We start from the raw sequence: 20,902 nt of genomic DNA on the forward strand, positions 1-20,902 counted from the left end.
AACGTTAGGCGCGGGCGGGTGCTTTAGGGATAATTTACCCGATTGATGTGGATCTGGCCCGGCGCCCCCCCAGGTGTGCGGTGGCGTGCGCGGCGGGCAGGGGGCTGATCAATATCCCTGGGCGCTATCGACATGGGGTACGAATAGGCCCTGCTCCAGCGATTGCATATCCGTGGCGATCTGCTGCAGCGCCTCGTCAATCAGCGTCGGTGCGGCTATATGGGGTGTGATGATGACATCGGATCTTGCCCAGAGCGGATGATCGCTTGGCAGTGGTTCGGCGTGAAACACATCCAGCAAGGCGCCACGCAGGTGCCCGCTGTCCAGCGCATGATTCAGCGCGTCTGGGTCTAGCGTCGTGCCACGTCCTGCGTTGATGAGTACAGTCCCCTGGCGTAACTGTGCCAGGCGGCTGGCGTTGAGCAGGTTGCAGGTTTCCTCTGTGCCCGGCAGCAGGTTGACCAGCACATCGCAGCGCCCGAGAAAAGCACCCAGATGTTCGAGCCCCGAGTAGGTATCGATGCCCTCAATGCTCTTGGGGCCACGGCTCCAGCCCTGCACCCGATAACCCAGCTGCCGAAAGCGCTGTGCCACTGTCTGGCCCAGGGCACCCAGCCCCAGCACACCTATGCAGCGGGTGTTGGGCGCCTGGCTGGCATGGGGTTGCCACAGTTTTTGCTGCTGCTGGCGCCGGTAGTGGTCGAAGTTGCGGCCAAAATGCAGCACGCCGTAGTGGATATAGTCGAACATCCAGGGATCCATTCCGGCATTGCGCAGTTTTATTATGGGTACTTCGGTGGGGCGCCCCGGCAGGCGTAGCAGGGCATCGACGCCGGCACCCAGGTTGAAAATGGCTTTCAGCTGGTGCTGGCTGGCGAAGAGTTCGACCGGTGGGTGCCACAGCAGGGCATAGTCAGCCTGCCAGCGTGTATCCAGCTGCGCTGACCAGAGTTGAATATCAGAGTCGGGCCAGGTGGTGCGCATCGCCTCTAGCCAGCCATCGTTCGCAAGTCCCTGGCCGTAGAACAGAATATTCATGATCCGACTCCCTGTTGTTATTAGGCCGGCAAGTAAAAAGGAGTTGGCGCCGGGCTTTATCAGTAGTTATAGGACGCTGACAGGGATCCGTAACTGTGGCCGCTGGGCTGGCCGTCGAATTCGCGACTGCGGTGTACCCGCGCAAAGGATAGTTTCCAGCGCTCGAAGATGGCGGATACGCCGATGGCCGCTTCACCCACCAGCCGCTCCTTGCTGACTGAATGGCTGTTGCGCCAGCTGTTGCCATCCAGAAAAATATCCCGCAGTACCCAGCGGCCATCGACGGAAATAAAACCGTGCAGGCCCCAGCTACCGTAGTGGCGCGGGTCGCGGCGCCCCGGTGCACTGTTGTCGCCACCGGGGCGCAGTGCGGACGTGCCAAAGTCATCGGGCAGATGCCAGCCGGCGCGCAGCTCTGCGCCGACGTTGGCATAAGTGGCGACGTTGCCAAGGCTGGCGCCGCCGTGCCAGATGAAATCGAGGCCGAGCCCCGAGGGGTGTTTTTTGGTCTGGCTGCGTTCCTTGTGTTCGTAGACCAGCTGCAGGCCGGGCTCATTCTTGATTTGGTTGTCCCAGCCCTGGAATTTGTCGAAGCCGCGCAGGTCGTGGATAAAATCCTGCGCTTGCTGGCCTAATGCGGCCGGGCCTACGACCCCCAGGTTCAGTTCTACCGAGTTGAGCTTGTTGCGGGTCTTGGCGTGATAACCCACGCCCCCGTAGAGCCAGGCGGCATAGGGGCGGTCGTTGAGGTCGAGGGCGGTACTAGTACTATCCTCGGGAGTGAAAATCTGCTGACCCAGCGTCAGCACAATATTGCGCCGAACCTCGTCAATGCGCGATTCCGGTACTGGATAGAAGGGCTCGAACCAGTCGTTGACCTCCCGTACCCAGTTGGGCAGGCGCGGGTCATAGAGGAAGTTGTCGATATCCGGTGAAACGGCGGAAAAGCGGATTCCGTTGGTGTAGTTCTGATCGGTTTGAGCGAACAGGTCGTTTTCCAGGTAGAAGTTGTAGGTCCAGGGTGCATCATCGTCTGCGGCCTGCACGGACCAAGGCAGCAGTAATGACAACAGGCCTGCGAGTAAGGCTTTGATTCGCATGGGGTCGACTCAGTTAAAATAGCTGCGGCGGCTTTTCTTGCGCAGTTGCTGCCACACCAGCACCAGCAGAACGACGAAGAGCAACAGGGACAGGTGCGGCACCTGCAGGCCGAGCAGGCTCCAGTCCGTGCCGCTGGCGCAGGTATCCCCCAGGGCCTGGGTGATGGATTGCAGTGCTGAGAGGGCATCAGGCGGGGTGTCTGCTGTGCAGTCCGGCGTGGCGGTGGCGTTGATCCAGGCATGTTTCAGGCTGGTGGCCAGACCTGCGATGAGCAGCAGCAGGTTCAGCCCCGACAGCAGACGCTGCAGCCAGGGCCTGGGATTCAGTATCCAGCCTATGCCAAACAGCAGCGCCAGACAGAGGAAAATGAACCTTGTCAGGGTGCACAGCGGGCAGGACTCCAGCCCCAGTTCCCGCTGCAGGTAGAGCAGGGCAAAGACCAGCGCAGCGGCGCAGATGCTTAAACCGATAAAGTTGCTCAGACGATATGACATGCCGGAGGTGTCAGACTTGGGAATCACGCGCTGTCCTTTCGTTTCAGTTCAACGGTTGTGCGGCTCACTTGCGCTGCCAGGCGCCACCCTCGGTCTGAATATACTGCCCGCCGCTGGTTTTTTGCTGCAGACGCTGGCCGATGCGCAGCTCAATGATCTGCAGTTCAACGCCCGCACTGCTGGCGCTTTCCTGGTAGGCCTGCTTGCGCTTGCTGTTGATGTCTGCCACCAGTGCCTTGACGTCACCGGACGGATTGTTCACGACTATGCCCAGATAGCCGTTGCTGCGCTCGCCCACCAGCCCCTGACTTTTGGCATCATCCAGTGACAGGGCCCAGGCAGATGTCGCCAGCAGACTGGCGGTAAGAGCAATCAGTGACAGCAGTGATTTAAGCGTGTTGTTCATGGCAACGTCCTTAGAAGAGATTGCTGTTTTCTTTGAGCAGGGAATCGATTTCCCTATCAACCTTGACCAGGATTTCATGTTCAATCTTGACGTTCAGGTTGATGGTGATCGGCTCAGTGGGCAAGGCGACCTGCACGGTTGGCGTGCATGCGCCGAGCAGAAGGCTGGCCGTAAGCAGCGAGGCCCCGGGCATTAATCGGTATAGGTACATGTGCGTCTCTCCTCCAGGGCTCGCCAATACTGTGACTGCGAGTCAGCTATCAACGGTAGCGCTTCTCGATCGATTCCGTCAATTTGTCCGTAAATTGCAGCGTCTGCAGCAGTTTAAGCAGGTTCTGTTCGATATTGATGCTGAAATCAACCGGTCTGCCATTATTCCAGTCCGGGTTTCTGCCCTGTAGCCGAGTATTCATCAGGGCCGCGCCGCTGGCATCGTATTGCAGCTTGACCGACAGCGCTTCGTACTGAAAGTTTTTCAGCACTTTTAGCGCCATGGCCATGCCCTGGTGGGCCTGGCCCAGGGCGGCGACCTTGGCATCGGGGGCAAAGCGAATCTGTCCCGGGCCTTCGCTGGCGATCTGGCCATCCCGTACCTGCAACCCGCTGGCATCAAAGGTCAGCGGCAGTTGACCGGACAGCAGACCTTCGCCACTGAGACCTTTCTGCTGCTGCAGCTCAAGCACCTTTGCCAGTTGCAGGTGCTGCAGTCTCAGTTCTGTGCTCAGTGTGGGGGACAGGGGATTTATCGCAACTGAATCAAGCGCCAGGGCGCCGCCGAGCAGCTGCGCGGTGAGGCTGTTCAGCTGCAGCACGGGTGTCTGTGCCGGCGTTTGCTGATAGTTGTAGTCCAGCGCAATGGCCTGCAGCGGGAAGCCGGTATCCAGCTGCTCGACCTGCACCTGCCCGCGGTGGAGCAGCAGGCCGTTGTGGCGCAGCTCGGTACTGGACTGCCAATTGAGGCCCTGCAGTTCAATGGCGCCCCAGCGCGCGGCGACCTGGTCGCTGTGCTGTTCCAGGCGCAGTGCGAGCCCGCGACTGCTGAGATTGGCGCTGCCGTTATGGTGCAGTATACCTGCGCTGACACTGAGTTCCGGTGGCGCCGGGGGATAGTAGCGGCTCCACAGGCGTTCGGCCTGTCGCAGTGCCAGCGGGCTGGCCTGCCAGTGGATATCGCTGACAAAGGGTGACAGATGGGTGCTGGCGTGGCCCTCCAGGCTCAGTGCCGGGTCGGCCAGGTTCAGCGTAAAGCGGTTGCTGAGCACCGAGTCTTTCAGTTCAAAGCGGCTGTCCAGTGCCACCGAGGGGAGGGGCTGCCCTGGCATCTGCCAGTTGATCTCGGCGATACGCAGTCGGCCAGCGGCGCTGTACTCTTGCAGGTCTAGCTGGCTGATATCGAGCCTGGCCGGGCTGAGCTTGAGTGTGCCGCGGGCGTGCTGTAGCGCAGGGCTTTGCAGTAGCAGCTCAAAGGCGGGTAGTTGCAGTGGCGCAGGATCGGGCTCGTCCAGGCGCCTGGACAATTGCAGCGGGCCCTGCAGCTGCGCGCTGGCTCGCACGGGTGCGAACCCGGGAAGGCTCAGACCACTGAGTTCGGCGCGGCTGCCGGCGGCCAGGCCGAGACTCAGTGTGCCTGCAGCGAGGCTCAGATTGGCGTCCAGTGGCAGTTGCACTCGCTGCACTTCAGGCCGGTTCAGGTCAAGCAGCAGTGCGCCGCCCAGGCTTTGCTCAAGCGTTATCTGCTGCAGCCAGAGGTCGCTTTCAAGTACCAGGGGCAGGCGCAGCAGCCCCTTGGACTCGATACGGCCCTCTATGGCGGGCAGCTCGTCGGATAACAGCTGCGCGGAGAACTGCTCGCCCAGTAAAAGGGGGCTGGGCAGCTGTTGCAGCCAGCGCAGGGCTCCGGCCAGTTCAAGCGACTGCTGCAGCTGAATCTCCAGTTGCCCGGCACCGAGTCGCAGTTCGCCATGGGCCTGGTACAGGGCATCGTTATGCTGCAGCAGGCGCAGTTCAAAGCGGTTGTCCTGGTCCAGTGCCAGATCGAGCCAGCCCAGGGCACTGTCGTTTTCAAATAGTTGCATGCGGCTGTGCAGTTGGCCCTGGTGCAGGTCGATGTTGCCGCGCAGGCCGCGACTGGGTTGGCCCTGGGCCTGCAGGCTGAAATCAAGCTGGCCGATCTGCAGCCGGTCAGCCGGTGTCAACGCGAGCCAGACCGCGGGCAGCAGCGGGCGCAGATCCAGCGGGGCTGAGTCAGGAGTGGTGCCAGGCTGCGTTTGCAGCTGCAGCTTGAGGCTGGAGATGCGCAGGCTGTTCAGGTGCAGCTGGCCGATCAGATCCAGCGGGTCGTAGTCGATCAGCACGGGGCCTGAGTCGAGCGTGATGCGCTGGCCGTTCTGCTGCTGGCTAAGGCTGAGGCTGCGAACCTGCAGCTGGTTCCAGCCCGGGTAGTCCAATTCGATATGCGATTGCTCTATGCCATGGGCCTGCAGCCAGCGCTCGATGCTGTAACTGGCGAGCCTGGGCAGCAGCGCGTACAGCAGTGCGAGCAGCAGCAGGGGAGTCAGAAGCCAGATTGCAGGGCGCATTGAATCTCCGAAGTCGGGTGCCCTCAGGGCAGGGTGGGGCTGATAGCAGGGACTCTATATTGCTGGATAAATTCACCCAGCAGGCGGAATTCATCAGCCCGGGCAGCCTGGCGGCGCCACATCAGGCCGATGGAGCGCTGCACGCCTGCTTCTGCAAATTCACGGGTCTGCACATCGGTGCCGGCGAGTATGGGTGTTTCCAGTGCCATGCGGGGGAGCAGGGTAATACCGATGCCGTTTGCCACCATCTGTACCAGGGTATTCAGGCTGGTGGCCTGGTAGGGCACCGACAGGGTTGCGCTGGTGAGCTGGCAGGCGGCGAGGGCGTGTCCGCGCAGGCAGTGGCCTTCTTCCAGCAGCAGCAAATCCTGCCCGGCCAGATCCCGGGTGTACAGCCGCTCAACCCGGTTCAGCGGATGCTGCGACGGGCAGGCCAGCACAAAGCCATCGTAAAACAGATGCATGCACTGGACCGCATCGGCCGGGAAGGGAATGGCCAGCAGCAACAGATCCAGATCGCCCTGGTGCAGCGCATCCACCAGATGCTGACTCAGGTCCTCGCGGATATAGAGCTGAAACTGTGGATGCGCGGCGCGCAGGCGGTTGAGCAGGCCGGGCAGCAGAAAGGGAGCGATGGTGGGGATAACCCCCAGACGCATGCGGCCACTCAGGGGCGGCACCGCCTGTTCGCACAGGGCGGCCAGATCATCCACGGCATTAAGGACCTGATGGCTGCGGGCCACCGCCGCCGCGCCCACGTCGGTGAGTAGCACGCGCTTGTTGTTGCGTTCCAGCAGCACCACGCCCAGGTGCGCTTCCAGCTCGGCAATACCGGCACTGAGGCTGGATTGCGACACATGGCAGGCACGGGCGGCGCGACCAAAGTGCAGCTGCTCGGCCACGGCGCAGAGGTATTTGAGTTGCTTCAGGGTCGGCGGGTGGGCCATCGGAATTTTCGATCATTGTATGAGAATTTATCTATTGTACAGATTCTAGTTCGCCGCCTACTTTTTAACCAGGGCGTGCGGCAGCAAGAGCCATGCGTCCCCTGAGTCAGCGTTTTCCTATCCCTGTCAGGAGGTGCGTCATGTCGCTCAAAGGTTCCCAGACCGAACAAAACCTCAAGGACGCCTTTGCCGGTGAGTCCCAGGCCAACCGCCGCTATCTGTATTTCGCCGCCAAGGCGGATGTTGAAGGCTACAACGATGTTTCCGCTGTGTTCCGTTCCACCGCAGAAGGTGAAACCGGCCACGCCCATGGTCACCTGGAATATCTGGAAGAAGTGGGGGACCCTGCCACCGGCTTGCCGATCGGTGCCACCGGGCTGAATCTCAAGTCCGCCATTGCCGGTGAAACCCACGAATATACCGACATGTATCCGGGCATGGCCAAAACCGCCCGTGAGGAAGGTTTCGAGGAAGTCGCCGACTGGTTCGAAACCCTGGCCAAGGCTGAACGCAGCCACGCCAACCGCTTCCAGAAAGCCCTCGACGGCCTGGATGGCTGAGCGGGGCAGCGCAGAAGGGAAGAGTGCCGTCGGGTGCTCTCCCGGTCCATGAGAGAAGGACGGCCATTCTTTGTGGGTGCTCTCCATCAGTGCTCCCATCAGTGGCACACCAGCAAGTGCTGGCATAAGCAGATCGCGGCTAACTTTCAGGAAACTGAGCCATGAGCCAGAGCAAGAAATCGCGCGAGGGCAGCCTGGAGGCGCCCACCCGCCACCCGATCGACTGGCAGTCGCCGGCTTTTTACGACAGCGCGGCGCTGAACCAGGAGCTGGAGCGGGTGTTCGATATCTGCCACGGCTGCAGGCGCTGCGTCAGCCTCTGTGATGCCTTCCCGACCCTGTTTGATCTGGTGGACGAGTCCGACACCATGGAGGTGGACGGCGTCGACAAGGCGGATTACATGAAGGTGGCGGATCAGTGCTACCTCTGTGACCTGTGCTACATGACCAAGTGCCCCTATGTACCGCCCCACGAATGGAATGTGGATTTCCCGCACCTGATGCTGCGTGCCAAGGCGGTGCATTTTCAGCAGGCGGGGGCGTCCTGGCGGGATCTGACGCTGACCAGTACCGACTCTGTCGGTGCGCTGGCGTCGATTCCGCTGCTTGATGTGACCGTCAATGCCATGAACGCCAACGCGGGTTTTCGCAGCCTGCTGGAGAAATCTCTGGGCGTACACCATGCAGCGCCCTTGCCCAAATATCACAGCAAGACCCTGCGCAAGCGCGTTGCGCCGCTGCGGCAGACGCTGAGCCCTCAGGAGATCAATGGTACAACCGGCAAGGTGGCACTCTTTGCCACTTGTTATGGCAATTACAATAGCCCTGAACTGGGGGAGGATCTGTTCCGGGTGTATCAGCACAACGATATCCATATCGAGATGGTGCCGCGGGAAAAATGCTGCGGCATGCCGAAGATGGAACTGGGCGATCTTGAGTCGGTTGCCCGGGCGCGGGACTTCAATATTCCATTGCTGGCCCGGCTGGTGGACGAGGGCTTTGATCTGATCGCGCCCATTCCTTCCTGTGTACTGATGTTCAAGCAGGAGCTGCCACTGCTGTTTCCCGATGATGCGGAGGTAGCGAAGGTGCGGGCCGCCTTCTTTGACCCGTTTGAGTATCTGTGGCTGCGGCACCGCGAGGGCGGGCTGAAGCTGGACTTCACCCAGGGGCTGGGAGACATCAGCTACCAGGTGGCCTGTCATCTGCGGGTGCAGAATATCGGCCTTAAAACCCGCGATGTGCTGAGTCTGGTGCCGGGCACCCAGGTCCATGCGATTGAGCGCTGTTCCGGCCATGACGGCACCTATGCCGTGCGCACCGAGACCCGCGACAAGTCGGTAAAAATTGCCCGCCCGGTGGTGCGCAAGGTGGAGCAGCAGCAGGCGGATCACTTTGCCAGTGACTGTCCCATGGCCGCGACCCACATTGCCCACCTGAGCGCCGGGGTCGATCATGCCGAACACCCCATCAGCCTGTTGCGCAAGGCCTACGGCATCTGATGCTGCTCTTTTATCTCTTTGTACAGACTGGAGTCCCACCATGGACAAACTGACCCCGCAGGATCTCTGGCCACTGGAAACCTATGCCCGCATGCGCGGTGATTTTCGCGCCCGGGTGATGGCCCACAAACGCGATCGTGAGCTGCAGCTCGGTGAGCATCTGCGCCTGCTGTTCGAGGATCGCACCACGGTGCAGTATCAGGTTCAGGAAATGCTGCGCATCGAAAAACTGTTTGAGGAGGCCGAGATTCGGGATGAGCTCGAGGCCTATAATCCGCTGATTCCCGATGGCTCGAACTGGAAGGCGACGCTGATGATCGAAATTGCCGATGTGCCGGAGCGGCGTCGGCGTCTGCAGGCGATGGTGGGTGTCGAACACCGCGTCTGGATACAGGTGGGCACGCTGGAGCCGGTATTTGCCATTGCCGATGAGGATATGGAGCGCAGCAACGACGAGAAGACTTCCAGTGTGCACTTTCTGCGTTTCGAGTTAACGCCTGCGATGCGTAGCGCCGCCACGCGGGGCCGGGCGCTGCATGCCGGTGTCGATCATCCGGCCTGCAGCATTGCCGGCCAGCTGATTGAGCGCGGACTGCAGCGCGCGCTGCAGGGGGATCTGGCGCCGCGGCATTGATGGCGCAGCCAGGTGTTTTTGATTAACGCAGCTTGCGCACCACGTTGACGCCATCGCGTACCGTCAGGAAGATGTTTTCCACATCGGGGTCGGCGGCGATACGGCGGTTGAGTTCCACCAGGGTATCGTCGATATCGGACTCCGGCTGAATGACCTTGCCGGACCAGAGCATGTTGTCCAGCACGATGAGCCCGCCCGGGCGGGTCATGGCCTTGACGCGTTCGTAGTACTCAAGATAGCTGCGCTTGTCGGCGTCGATAAAGCTGAAATCCAGCTCCAGATCCAGGGTTTCCAGAGTATCGAGCGCACGGCCGAAGATCACCTCGATCTTGTGGCCGTGCTCGCTGCGATCAAAAAAGCCCTGGGCAAATTCAATGGCCCGCGGGTTGGTTTCACAGCAGATCAGGCGGCCATCGTCGGGCATGCCCTCTGCGATCGACAGTGCCGAATAGCCGGTGAACATGCCGATTTCCAGCGCAACTTTGGGTTGCGCCAGCGCCACCAGCATTTTCAGCGTGCGTCCCACCAGCCGGCCCGACAGTTTCTGCGGCCAGCCCATGTTTTCGTTGGTGGCATCGATCAGTTCCTGCAGTAATGCAGGCTCTGCGCCTGTGCTGATAAAGGCGTAGTCTTCAATGGCTTCGTGGACAAGAAAGTCGGTCATGGCAAGGCGCGCACTGTCATTTGCAAGGGGGCGTTATTCTAGCTTGTTTTTTGCCGTCCTGCAGGGCTCCCGGTATGTCGGCACAGCGATGCTGCGCCTGGGGGCGCAGGTAGTTGCGGCTCAGGGCTGCCTCCCGCTCAAGGCCCTTGTCCCACGCAGGGCTGCCTCCCTTTCACTCAAGGCTGTGTCAGCGCCGTCCAGTTAAAGTCGCGGATGCGCCGGGGTGCAATCTAGTAGATCAGCGCGCCGGGGTGCAGCTCCATTTCCAGCGGCGGATTTACCTCCGGCTCGCCGTCGGCCTTGAGCATCAGCTCCACCGCTACCGAGGGGGTGCACTCTATATTGGGGCAGTGGTGCTGCAGCAACTGGCTCAGGGACTGGTCGCGAAAATAGGCAATGCAGCAGCGTTGCCTGTCGGCGGGGTCGTTGTAGGCCGACACGGGCACGAATTCGATTTCACCCGGCAACGGGTTCTCGAGGTGCGGGTCCCAGCCGATGACCAGGATATGTTCGTTCAGGTTCAGTGCCTTCATGCCCATGATGCCCTTTCTCCAATGATAGGCGCTCTATTTGCCAGCCAGGTAACAACCCAGGCTTGCGAGGTCGATGCCGGGGGAGGCAGGGGAGGGCGCGGGAGGGCGCCTGGGGTGCAAAAGCGGGCTTTGTGTCATGCAGCTCAAGGACTGGGGATAAAGCGGCAAATCCCGTACAATGCGGCCGTCCATGACCTCACAGGAGCCTAGCCTTTGGAACCCCTCGTATTATTCTTGCTCAGCGGTTTTGTTTCCATGTCGGCGGCCCTCAGTGCCGGGGCCATTAACAAGCTGCCCGATGAGCAGAAACCGCAGTTCGCGCTGCAGCGCAACGGCGCGCTATGGGTGGTGATGATCGGTAACTTCGCCGCGCTGACCTTGCTGGGGGCCATGGCCTATGGTTTTCGCCTGCTGGACTGGTGGATTCCGCTGCTGTGCATTTTCCTGACCTTCCCGGTGCTGCATCTGGTGCTGCTGCAGCCACTGCTCGGCAATGTGCGCACACTCTTTGTGATGGCACCGCTGGTGCTGGCATCAATCGCAACGCTCTACATGTACTGGTAGTGACCGATGGGTATTGTGGCGCGAAGCGAAGGCTTGATCACGGTACTGGGATACGGCTCCTTGCTGTCGCAGCGCTCGGCGCTGGAAACGGTACCGCGTCTCACCGGCTTCAGGCGGGTGCGTCTTCCCGGTTACAGGCGCATTTTCAACAAGGTCGGGGTGGTGTTTTTCAGCCGTCACGGCGCTGATCCTGCAAGCCTGGAGATTGCCTCCTGCTCCACCGAAATGATGCCGGGTAGCGAGATTATCTGTTCGGCCTTTGACGTGCCCGAGGCGGATTTCCCCGCCCTCTACGAGCGCGAACACCGTTATCGCTGGGCCGATGTCAGGGCGCTGGATGAGGCCGGTATGCCCGTTCAGGGGCGTATCTGTACCAGCAGCACGGACATCGATTACCGCCTCAACAAGTGCGTGACGCCGGCGGAGTATTATCGCCGCGTGGGGCAGTATTACAGCGGCCCGCTGTGGCGCGATGATATTCTGCCCTTTCCACGTTACCTCGTTTTCTGTCTTGAGGCGGCAGCCACCCAGGGGCAGGCGGTGCTGGATAACTTTTTGGACTGCAGTTTTCTGGCAGATGGTTGCACCAGTATTCGCCAATACCTGAGTACCCTTGAACCACCGCTGCAATGGCAGGGGAACGGGGACGTTTACAGTTATCGGGCGCGCTGAGCGCCGCGGCTCAATAAGTTTTTAGCCAAATCTTGTGGCTTATATAATCAAAATCGGTTTTTGATACATTGCTCGATAAATCAAAAATTGATTTTGATTTATTTGTGGTTAATCAAAACACAGTATTGATATTTATTTTATTTATCAATATTGATTCTTGATTTTTATTTTAATCATTCCTCAAAAACTGGTGAGTTAATTAGTCGCGGGGGCGGCAAAACTTTGCCGTTGAAAAAAACTAGACGACTGAAAAACAAAGAATTTTGCTAAACCTCGGTAAAACATTGCCGATATAAAGGTGGTAAGTACTGTTGTTTTTTTGTACATTTTGTTTCAATCTCTTGCTATGACTGCAGTTAGCAAAAGGTCGATTGAAGTTGGCGTGGTTCTTGCGATATTTAATCAAAACGCCTTTCTATACGCACTTAATCTACAGCGGATGATGGCAAGATGGTAACCCCTAACAATATGATTGTCGGACTCGACATCGGCACCTCCAAGGTAGTCTGCATGGTGGGCGAGATGGATCCGAACGGGCGTATTGAACTGGTCGGAATAGGGGCCCAGCCTTCGCGTGGTTTGAAACGCGGTGTGGTCGTCAATATTGAGTCCACCGTGAGTTCCATTCAGCGGGCGGTGGAAGAGGCCGAGCTGATGGCTGGCTGCAAGATTCACTCCGTGACTGTGGGTATCGCCGGCAGTCATATCCGCAGTCTTAACTCCCACGGCATTGTTGCTGTGCGCGACCGGGAAGTGACCGAGCAGGACCTGGAGCGGGTGATTGATGCCGCTCGGGCCGTGGCCATTCCGGCTGATCAGAAAATCATTCATATATTGCCGCAGGAATACCTGATCGATAACCAGGAGGGCATCAAGGAGCCTCTCGGGATGTCGGGTGTGCGTCTGGAAGCCAAGGTGCATCTGGTGACCGGTTCGATCAATGCAGTGCAGAACATCGAAAAATGCGTGCGCCGCTGTGGCCTGGATGTCGACGGCATAGTGCTGCAGCCGCTGGCATCGAGCTATTCGGTGCTGACCGACGATGAAAAGGATCTGGGCGTCTGCCTGGTGGATATCGGTGGCGGCACGACCGACATTGCGGTCTTTACCGGCGGTGCCATTCGGCATACGGCGTCGATTCCGGTGGCCGGTGATCAGGTTACCAATGATATCGCCATGGCGCTGCGCACACCGACTCAGAACGCGGAAGAGCTGAAGGTCAAATATGCCTGTGCCCTGGCGCAACTGGCCGGTGCCGATGAGACCATCAAGGTTCCCAGTGTCGGCGAGCGGCCGCCGCGCAGCCTGTCTCGCCAGTCTCTGGCCGAGGTGGTGGAGCCGCGCTACGAAGAGTTGTTTTCACTGATTCAGGCGGAGCTGCGTCGATGCGGTTTCGAGGATCTGGTGGCCGCGGGCATAGTGCTGACCGGTGGTACCGCCAAGATGGAAGGGGCGGTTGAGCTGGCGGAGGAGATTTTCCATATTCCGGTGCGGCTCGCCAGCCCCACCGGTGTTCATGGCATGGAAGACATTCTGGGTAACCCGGTGTATGCCACCGTCCAGGGATTGCTGCTTTATGCCAGACAGAATTATAACGGTGCCTATTCAGGCCAGGGTGAAGCGTCAAGGCGCGAGCCACAGCCGATTGCAGTCACCGAACAGCCGGGCATGATGGAACGCATGAAATCCTGGTTTCAGGGTAATTTTTAGTTTTTGTTCGTTGCACAGAAGTCCATAACGTAAAACAGGGCAGGTGTTCAGACGAAGAAGCTGGCACCTTGCAAGGAGGGGATCCAAATGTTCGAACTGGCTGATAGCATTGCGCAAAATGCCGTCATCAAGGTGATAGGCGTGGGCGGCGGCGGCGGTAATGCCGTGCAGCACATGGTCAGCGCCGATGTTGAGGGTGTCGATTTTATCTGTGCCAATACCGATGCACAGGCGCTGTCCGGGCTTGCTGCCCGCAGTGTCATTCAGCTCGGTGGCGATCTGACCAAGGGGCTGGGCGCCGGGGCTAATCCCGAGATCGGCCGTCAGGCGGCGCTGGAAGACCGCGAACGTATCGCGCAGATGCTCAGCGGTGCCGATATGGTCTTCATTACCGCCGGCATGGGCGGCGGTACCGGTACCGGGGCTGCACCCATAGTCGCCGAAGTGGCCCGCGAACTGGGTATCCTGACCGTGGCAGTAGTCACGCGGCCTTTCCCGTTTGAAGGCAAGAAACGCCTCAAAATCGCGGAAGAGGGGATTCGCGAGCTGAAGGACTGTGTTGATTCGCTGATTATTATTCCCAATGAAAAGCTGTTGCCGGTACTGGGCAGAAACTGCAGCCTGATCAATGCCTTCAATGCCGCCAATGATGTACTCAGGGGCGCTGTGCAGGGTATTGCCGACCTGATTATCCGACCCGGCATGATTAACGTCGATTTCGCTGACGTGCGCACCGTGATGTCCGAAATGGGCATGGCGATGATGGGTACCGGCAGTGCCCGTGGCGAAGGCCGCGCACAGGAAGCCACGGAGGCGGCCATCAACAGCCCGCTGCTGGAGGATGTCGATCTCAAGGGCGCGCGTGGTGTGCTGGTGAACATTACCGCAGGGCTTGATCTGAGCCTCGGCGAGTTCTCCGAAGTCGGCAATATTGTCGAGCAGTACGCGTCTGACAACGCCACCATAGTGGTGGGTACCGTTATTGATCCGGAAATGAGTGACGAAATTCGCATCACCGTGGTTGCGACCGGGCTTGGACAGGCTCAGCAGCAGGAAGTGCGGGTGGCAAATGGCGGCACCGCCAGCGTGCCATCACGCCCCGGCAAACCGACCACCGACTATAGTCAGCTGGAGCTGCCGACCGTGCTGCGCAACCGGGCCGAGGAACGTGCCGCCCGCACGGCGCCTGCGACCGAAGCACCGGCCCAGGCGTTGCAGCGTACCGGCACCGACGATATGGATTTCCTGGATATTCCGGCGTTCCTGCGTCGCCAGGCCGACTGATCCGGCTGCCAGTTGCGGTCTTGCTTGTGCAATAGCGCCGCTACCCTTCTTGCTTGATCTTTTGAGGCTGCCCCGTCTGGGGTGGCCTTTTTTCTTATAGCTTTCCTATAGTGTTCTTATTGTCTTCTTGTGGTTGCCATTGGCTTTGGGCCCGGCTTCGTCGTTGCTGCTAGGTAGTACTACGTAGATCAGTCAGTAGAAATCCCCCTGCGGTTACGGGCCTGCTGCGCATTAGTGCGAATGGCGGTACCGGCAGTGAATTGTCACCATAGCGCAACGGCTCCGACATGGGCCTGATGCGGGTGTGCAGGGCCAAACAGGCTGTGCGCGCACTTGAAGCCCCTACTGGGGGCAGTCAGTCAAAAGGTGACAATAACAATGTTTAAACTCCCTGTTGCACGCACTCTGATTGCGGCGGCGGCTTGCGTGGCCACGCTGTTCAATCCGGCCCAGGCCGACGAAAAGGTGTATCGCCTGAAAATGGCCGAAACCTGGCAGACCAACTTCCCGATCTTTGGCGATGCACCGCGCAACATGGCCGCCATGGCCGAAAAGATGTCCAACGGTCGCCTGAAGATCACCATCGATTCCGCCAACAAGCACAAGGCGCCGCTGGGTGTGTTCGACATGGTTCGCGCCGGCCAGTACGACATGGGCCACTCGGCCTCCTACTACTGGAAAGGCAAGGTCCCCAATACCCTGTACTTCACTACCATGCCCTTTGGCATGACCACCCCTGAGCAGTACGCCTGGTTCTACCAGGGTGAAGGCATGGATCTGATGCAGGAGGTGTACGAGCCTTTTAACCTGCTGTCCTTCCCCGGTGGCAATACCGGCAACCAGATGGGCGGCTGGTTCCAGAAGGAAATCAACTCGCTGGAGGATATCCAGGGTCTGAAAATGCGCATTCCTGGCTTTGCCGGTGAAGTGCTGGCGAAACTGGGTGCCAACCCGACCAATATCCCGCCGGGCGAGCTTTACACCGCACTGGAGCGTCGTACCATCGATGCGCTGGAGTGGGTAGGCCCAGGGCTTGACCTGCGCATGGGCTTTCACAAGATCGCGCCTTACTACTACACCGGCTGGCACGAGCCTGCCACCGAGCTGCAGTTCCTGATCAACAAGCGCAGCTGGGAAAAGCTGCCGGCGGATCTGCAGGAAATCCTGCGCGTCTCCATGCGTACCGCCTCCTACGACATGTATATCCAGAACTACGATGCGTCCGCCACCGCCTGGGCTGAAATGAAAACCGAGTTCCCGGAAATTCAGATCAAGACCTTCCCGAGCGATGTCATGAGCGCGCTCAAGGGTGCCAATGACGAACTGCTGAAAGAGGCCTCCGCCGCCGATCCGCTGGCGAAGAAGATCATCGAATCGCAGCAGGCGTATCAGGCAAAGGTACGGGTCTGGACCAACATTTCCGACCGCGCCTATCTGAACAGTCTGTCCGACTGATCCGTTGGCGCTAGCAGCCTGTCGGGCTTGGTCGATCGTAGCGAGGGAAAGACCGATTTGTGGCAGTTTTTGAGCTCTTTTGCGGCGAATAGTGGTTCTATTTAACACTTGAAACGAAGTGGAAAGAACCGCTTTAGCGGGGTCGCAGACCGAGGAGCCTGCGACGAGTAAAAAAGAGTGCAAAGAATGCCCCCTCTTTACTATAGAGAATCGGCTTTTCCGCAGTAGATCAGTGGTAAGTCCGACAGGCTGCCTGACGGGAGCCCCTTGTGGCTCCCGTTCCTGTATCAGGGGTCTGGTTCCATACCGGGCGCGCGTTTCGAGAAAGATGCCGAGGTGTTTCCATGCTGCTATTGAAACTGGAGCGTGCGGTCAACCGGGTTTCGGACCTGTTTGGCAAGGCCGCTGCCGTGCTGTTTGTATTACTGCTGTTTAACGTTTTCTACGACGTCCTGAGCCGCTATGCGTTCAACGACGTGTCCATCGCCATGCAGGAGATGGAGTGGCACCTGTTTGCGCTGATGTTTCTGCTGGGGGTGCCCTTTACCCTGCGCGCCGATGCCCATGTGCGCGTGGATATCATTTACGACCGCCTGAGTCTGCGCAAGCGCGCCTGGATCGACCTGGCCGGCACCCTCTGTCTGCTACTGCCGTTCTGTCTGCTGGTGGGCTGGTATGGTGTGGGCTTTGCGCATGAGTCCTTCCTGCTGGGTGAGAGTTCGGGTGACCCGGGTGGCCTGGCGTATCGCTGGCTGATCAAGGCGGCCATACCCTTCGCATTCTTTGCTACCGCCCTGAGTGGTTTCGGGCTGGCGCTGAAATCAGTCAATACCCTGCGGGGACAGTCCGTGGCTGACATTCAAGGTGATCGCACATGATCGGGATTGTAATGTTTTTCGCCGCCCTGGCACTGCTGCTCAGCGGTTTCCCGGTGGCCTTTATCTTTGGCGGCGTAGCGCTGCTGTTTGGTGTCTTTGCTGAAGGGCCGGATATTTTTGCCTTCATGCCGTTTCGAATTCAGAGCATCATGGAAAGTACCACCATGATGGCGGTGCCGCTGTTTATCTTTATGGGCCTGGTGCTGCAGAAAACCCGTCTGGCCGAGCAGTTGCTCGAAGCCATGGCAAAACTCTTTGGTGGCGTGCGTGGGGGCCTGGCGATTTCCACCGTGCTGGTGGGCGCGCTGCTGGCGGCATCCACCGGTGTAGTGGGCGCCTCAGTCGTCGCCATGGGCCTGATTTCCCTGCCCGTGATGCTGAAATACAACTACGACAAGTCCCTGGCCTGCGGCACTATCTGCGCATCCGGCACCCTGGGGCAGATCATTCCGCCCTCCATTATCCTGATCATTCTGGGTGATGTGCTGGGTATCCCGGTGGGAGATCTGTTCAAGGCGGCGCTCTGGCCTGGCCTGATTCTGATTGGCGCCTATATCCTTTATATCCTTATCTACGCCTTCAGGAATCCGGAGTCGGCACCGGCCCTGCCTATGGATCCGACCATCAGTCGTGGCAGCTACTATGGTCAGGCGCTGAAAGCGATTCTGCCGCCGCTGGCACTGATTCTGGTGGTGCTGGGCTCTATCTTTGCCGGTATCGCCACGCCCACCGAGTCTTCGGCCCTGGGGGGTGTTGGTGCCCTGGTGCTGGCGCTGGTCTATCGCCAGTTCAGCTTTAAGATGCTCTATGAGGCATCGCTGGAAACGGTAAAAGTCACCGCCATGGTGTTTGCCATTCTGCTGGGCGCCACCGCTTTTTCGATGGCCTTCAGCTATACCGGTGGCGATTACATCGTTGAGGAAGTGCTGACGCAGCTGCCCGGCGGCCAGATGGGCTTCCTGCTGCTGTCGATGCTGGCCATACTGGTGCTGGGCTTCTTTATCGACTTTGTTGAGATCAGCTTTATCATAGTGCCGATTCTGGCGCCGGTGGCCGATGCGCTGGGTATTGCGCCCATCTGGTTTGCGATCCTGATCGCCATGAACCTGCAGGCCAGCTTCCTCACGCCGCCCTTTGGATTTGCACTCTTTTACCTCAAGGGGGTGGCGCCGGACTCGATACGCACCACCCACATCTATAAGGGTGTCGTGCCCTTTATCCTGTTGCAGCTGGTGGTGCTGGTCACCATTCTGGCGTTCCCGGGCCTCTATGGCCTGACCTGAGCCAGTATCGCCTGACGCCGGTGATACCGGCGCAGGTTTATACAGCTATCGCCAGCTACGGCGGCGTCGACTTCTGTCGGGGGCGCCGTTTTTTGCTGTTATCATGATCCCTGTCGCGCGGCGATACGGATTTTTCACCAGGGGTGTCTCGGGTATGTCTTTAAAGGCCAAGCTGTTGCTGCTGGCGATTCTGCCGCTGCTGCTGGTGAGCAGTCTGGTGACCATGGTCAGCCTGCAGCAGGCACGAAACCTGTCGGAGCAGGAAATCCGCATTTTCGAGGACAATCTGCTGAGCGCAAAGCAGCGCGAGCTGCAGCATTACGTCAGTCTGGCGCTGACCTCCATTGACCATATAGTGGCCAATGCCGATGTGCACGACGAGGCCGCGAAAGCCGAGGTCATGCGCATTCTGAGTGACCTGACCTTCGGTGACGACGGCTACTTTTTTGTCTATGACCGCACCGGCAAGGTGCTGGTGCACCCGATTCTTACCGAGCTGGTGGGGCAGGATCTGTACGACATGCAGGATGCGCGGGGCGACTATGTGATTCGCAGTCTGCTGCAGCGCGCCCGTGAAGGCGGTGGCTTTCACCGCTACCTGTGGCAAAAACCGTCCCGCGGCGAATCCGAGGAAAAGCTCGGCTATGTAGTGAGCCTGCCCAAGTGGGACTGGATGCTGGGTACCGGGCTCTACATAGACGACATCACCGGGGAAGTGGCAAAGATCCGCAGTGAAGTGACGCGCAATATCCGCAATACCTTCTTTACCGTACTGCTGATAGTGGCGGCGGCGGTGGCTTTGATTATCGTCATTGGCATTGCGCTGAATCTGCATGAAAGTCGCCTCGCCGATGGGCGGCTGCGCTCCCTGGCCCACAAGTCAATCCAGCTGCAGGTGAGCCAGCGCCGCGGTTTTGCCAGAGAGCTGCATGACGGCATCAACCAGCTGATGGTGTCGGTAAAGTTTCGAATAGAATCGGCCCTGAGCAAGCTGGCCAAGGCCAATGACAGCACAATGGCCGAGGCCGATCTGCACCACGCCATGGTGGTGCTCAACGAGGCGATACAGGAAGTGCGCCGTGTGTCCCACGATCTGCGCCCCAGTATTCTCGATGACCTGGGGCTGGAGCCTGCGCTGCGCAATCTGCTGGATGAATTCAAGCTGCGCACCGGCATCCTGGTGGATCTGCGACTCTCGCTGCCGGCGGCACGCCTGAACGATGATATTGAAACCACCCTGTATCGGGTGGTGCAGGAGGCCCTGACCAATATCGAGAAACACGCCGACGCCAGCCATCTGCTGGTGCGCAGCTGGTATAGCAACGGGCTCCTGTGGCTCGAGCTGAAAGACAACGGCTGTGGCTTTGACCCCGATGATCTTTCTCCCCAGGCCGGCATTGGGCTGCGCAATATCTGTGACCGGCTGGAGCTGCTTGGCGGCGAGCTTGCGCTTGAGTCGGCACCGGGGGAGGGGACGCGGCTATGCATAGGCTTGCCATCCTGAACAGTTGTGGCGCATAGGAGGCTGTCCGAGAATGCTGATCGTAGCGAGAGCCAGCTGATTTGAGCGGGTTTTTGCGGTGTTTTAAGGCGAATAGTGGTTCTATTTAACGCAAGACAGCACAAAAAACAGCCCCTCTCATTGTTAAGGAGTCAGGTGGTTCGCAGTAGGTTGAGTATTGTCGGACAGCCTCCCAGTGGAGTATTACCGCATGACAGAGTCTGTACCTATTCGTGTGCTGCTGGCGGACGACCATCCGCTGGTGCTGGAGGGCATTTCATCGAGGCTCGGCACAGAAGCCCATCTGGAGGTTGTCGGGCTGGCGCACAATGGCCAGGAGGCACTGGAGCTGGCTGCACAGCTGCGGCCGGATGTGGTGATGATGGATGTCTCCATGCCGGTGATGAACGGGCTTGAAGCGACCCAGATATTCCAGCAGCGTTTCCCGTCGGTACGGGTGCTGATTCTCAGCATGCACGACAACCGCGAGTACATTCTGCAGCTGATCCGCGCCGGTGCCTCGGGCTATATCCTCAAGGATGTGTCCTCCGATGAGCTGATAAAGGCCATTGAAACCGTGCACCAGGGCGGCACCTACTTCAGCGCCAGCGCGTCTCAGTCCCTGTTCAGCCTGGACGAGGCCTCTGCCGCTCCAATGACCCCGTCGACGCCCGACCCCGACTCGCAGCCGCTGACACCGCGGGAGGAAACCGTACTGCGCCTGCTGGCCGAAGGTGGCAGCAACAAGGACATCGCCCGCACGCTGGATATTTCGGTGCGTACCGTGGAAACCCACCGGCAGAATATCAAGACCAAGCTCAACATCCAGACCGCCGCCGGCCTGACCCGTTTCGCGATCGAGCAGGGCCTGGTGGAGCTGAAATAGACCCGATGCGCCGCCCATGTTCGCAGTGCCTGGCTTTTTCTGAAAAAGTTAGATAAAAAGTTTGCAATTCATAACCTTATCTATTAAATTACGCGGCCTCAACGTTACGGAGCGCAAGCAAAGCCCTCGGTGCTGTTGAGAAAAAGAAGTAACGTTGGAGCTTGCGACGACGGTAACGAGTACGCCCAGGCGTGCAAGTTACAAGTCCGAA

The 20,902-nt window shown here is 59.2% G+C and carries 21 protein-coding genes; 12 read left to right on the top strand and 9 right to left on the bottom strand.

Annotation, left to right across the window (positions count from 1 at the left end; translation table 11 throughout):
- Nucleotides 1-108: 108 nt before the first annotated feature.
- The 7 genes from MRS74_RS19675 to MRS74_RS19705 are packed head-to-tail and all read right to left on the bottom strand — an operon-like array spanning nucleotide 109 to nucleotide 6,565.
- Entirely contained in the window at nucleotides 109-1,038 is a 930-nt protein-coding gene (locus MRS74_RS19675) for a 2-hydroxyacid dehydrogenase (protein ID WP_306422016.1), read from the bottom strand.
- Between the two features lie 59 nt (nucleotides 1,039-1,097).
- Nucleotides 1,098-2,138 (bottom strand): lipid A deacylase LpxR family protein, encoded by a 1,041-nt coding sequence (locus MRS74_RS19680; RefSeq protein WP_254581981.1) that lies wholly within the window; start codon nucleotides 2,136-2,138, stop codon nucleotides 1,098-1,100.
- A gap of 9 nt (nucleotides 2,139-2,147) precedes the next feature.
- Nucleotides 2,148-2,660 carry a disulfide bond formation protein B gene (locus MRS74_RS19685; protein ID WP_254581982.1) on the bottom strand — a complete coding sequence of 171 codons (513 nt, stop codon included), beginning with the start codon at nucleotides 2,658-2,660 and terminating at the stop codon, nucleotides 2,148-2,150.
- Nucleotides 2,661-2,697: 37 nt separating this feature from the next.
- Complete coding sequence (locus MRS74_RS19690) at nucleotides 2,698-3,039, bottom strand: YdbL family probable chaperone protein (protein ID WP_254581983.1); 342 nt, start codon at nucleotides 3,037-3,039, stop codon at nucleotides 2,698-2,700.
- A 10-nt stretch (nucleotides 3,040-3,049) separates the two neighbouring features.
- Complete coding sequence (locus tag MRS74_RS19695; protein ID WP_254581984.1) at nucleotides 3,050-3,250, bottom strand: YnbE family lipoprotein; 201 nt, start codon at nucleotides 3,248-3,250, stop codon at nucleotides 3,050-3,052.
- A 49-nt stretch (nucleotides 3,251-3,299) separates the two neighbouring features.
- Nucleotides 3,300-5,618, bottom strand: coding sequence for an intermembrane phospholipid transport YdbH family protein (locus MRS74_RS19700; RefSeq protein ID WP_254581985.1), 2,319 nt, complete (start codon nucleotides 5,616-5,618; stop codon nucleotides 3,300-3,302).
- A 23-nt stretch (nucleotides 5,619-5,641) separates the two neighbouring features.
- Complete coding sequence (locus MRS74_RS19705; RefSeq protein WP_254581986.1) at nucleotides 5,642-6,565, bottom strand: hydrogen peroxide-inducible genes activator; 924 nt, start codon at nucleotides 6,563-6,565, stop codon at nucleotides 5,642-5,644.
- Nucleotides 6,566-6,705: 140 nt separating this feature from the next.
- On the opposite strand from MRS74_RS19705, the gene MRS74_RS19710 reads away from it, so the two are divergent.
- The 3 genes from MRS74_RS19710 (at nucleotide 6,706) to MRS74_RS19720 (ending at nucleotide 9,261) form a co-directional block, all read left to right on the top strand.
- Nucleotides 6,706-7,125 (top strand): rubrerythrin family protein, encoded by a 420-nt coding sequence (locus MRS74_RS19710; protein WP_254581987.1) that lies wholly within the window; start codon nucleotides 6,706-6,708, stop codon nucleotides 7,123-7,125.
- A gap of 161 nt (nucleotides 7,126-7,286) precedes the next feature.
- Nucleotides 7,287-8,627 carry a heterodisulfide reductase-related iron-sulfur binding cluster gene (locus tag MRS74_RS19715; protein ID WP_254581988.1) on the top strand — a complete coding sequence of 447 codons (1,341 nt, stop codon included), beginning with the start codon at nucleotides 7,287-7,289 and terminating at the stop codon, nucleotides 8,625-8,627.
- Between the two features lie 40 nt (nucleotides 8,628-8,667).
- The gene (locus MRS74_RS19720; RefSeq protein WP_254581989.1) at nucleotides 8,668-9,261 is read left to right on the top strand and encodes a DUF3501 family protein; all 594 of its coding nucleotides are present in this window, start codon (nucleotides 8,668-8,670) and stop codon (nucleotides 9,259-9,261) included.
- 22 nt (nucleotides 9,262-9,283) lie between these two features.
- Here the strand turns inward: MRS74_RS19720 and MRS74_RS19725 are convergent, their stop codons facing one another.
- Nucleotides 9,284-9,925: an O-methyltransferase gene (locus MRS74_RS19725; RefSeq protein ID WP_254581990.1), complete on the bottom strand. Its 642-nt coding sequence runs from the start codon at nucleotides 9,923-9,925 to the stop codon at nucleotides 9,284-9,286.
- Nucleotides 9,926-10,155: 230 nt separating this feature from the next.
- Nucleotides 10,156-10,464, bottom strand: a complete 309-nt coding sequence (locus tag MRS74_RS19730) for a hypothetical protein (RefSeq protein ID WP_254581991.1) — start codon at nucleotides 10,462-10,464, stop codon at nucleotides 10,156-10,158.
- 207 nt (nucleotides 10,465-10,671) lie between these two features.
- Here MRS74_RS19730 and MRS74_RS19735 point away from each other — a divergent pair, with 207 nt between their 5' ends.
- The 9 genes from MRS74_RS19735 (at nucleotide 10,672) to MRS74_RS19775 (ending at nucleotide 20,691) form a co-directional block, all read left to right on the top strand.
- On the top strand, nucleotides 10,672-11,022 hold the full coding sequence (locus MRS74_RS19735; protein WP_254581992.1) for a hypothetical protein: 351 nt from the start codon (nucleotides 10,672-10,674) through the stop codon (nucleotides 11,020-11,022).
- A gap of 6 nt (nucleotides 11,023-11,028) precedes the next feature.
- Nucleotides 11,029-11,694, top strand: coding sequence for a gamma-glutamylcyclotransferase family protein (locus MRS74_RS19740; RefSeq protein ID WP_254581993.1), 666 nt, complete (start codon nucleotides 11,029-11,031; stop codon nucleotides 11,692-11,694).
- A 450-nt stretch (nucleotides 11,695-12,144) separates the two neighbouring features.
- Nucleotides 12,145-13,404, top strand: coding sequence for a cell division protein FtsA (gene ftsA / locus MRS74_RS19745; RefSeq protein WP_254581994.1), 1,260 nt, complete (start codon nucleotides 12,145-12,147; stop codon nucleotides 13,402-13,404).
- A gap of 87 nt (nucleotides 13,405-13,491) precedes the next feature.
- A complete protein-coding gene (gene ftsZ, locus MRS74_RS19750; protein WP_254581995.1) occupies nucleotides 13,492-14,688 on the top strand; it encodes a cell division protein FtsZ in 1,197 nt (398 codons plus the stop codon).
- Between the two features lie 378 nt (nucleotides 14,689-15,066).
- Nucleotides 15,067-16,143, top strand: coding sequence for a TRAP transporter substrate-binding protein (locus tag MRS74_RS19755; protein ID WP_254581996.1), 1,077 nt, complete (start codon nucleotides 15,067-15,069; stop codon nucleotides 16,141-16,143).
- A 344-nt stretch (nucleotides 16,144-16,487) separates the two neighbouring features.
- Complete coding sequence (locus tag MRS74_RS19760) at nucleotides 16,488-17,021, top strand: TRAP transporter small permease subunit (RefSeq protein WP_254581997.1); 534 nt, start codon at nucleotides 16,488-16,490, stop codon at nucleotides 17,019-17,021.
- Entirely contained in the window at nucleotides 17,018-18,304 is a 1,287-nt protein-coding gene (locus MRS74_RS19765) for a TRAP transporter large permease (RefSeq protein WP_254581998.1), read from the top strand. The genes MRS74_RS19760 and MRS74_RS19765 overlap by 4 nt, the downstream gene beginning before the upstream one ends.
- A gap of 154 nt (nucleotides 18,305-18,458) precedes the next feature.
- Nucleotides 18,459-19,808, top strand: a complete 1,350-nt coding sequence (locus MRS74_RS19770) for a cache domain-containing protein (protein WP_254581999.1) — start codon at nucleotides 18,459-18,461, stop codon at nucleotides 19,806-19,808.
- A 208-nt stretch (nucleotides 19,809-20,016) separates the two neighbouring features.
- Nucleotides 20,017-20,691: a response regulator transcription factor gene (locus MRS74_RS19775; protein ID WP_254582000.1), complete on the top strand. Its 675-nt coding sequence runs from the start codon at nucleotides 20,017-20,019 to the stop codon at nucleotides 20,689-20,691.
- Nucleotides 20,692-20,902: the final 211 nt, after the last annotated feature.

Source organism: Marinobacterium sedimentorum, from assembly GCF_024267675.1.
GTDB lineage: Bacteria > Pseudomonadota > Gammaproteobacteria > Pseudomonadales > Balneatricaceae > Marinobacterium_A > Marinobacterium_A sedimentorum.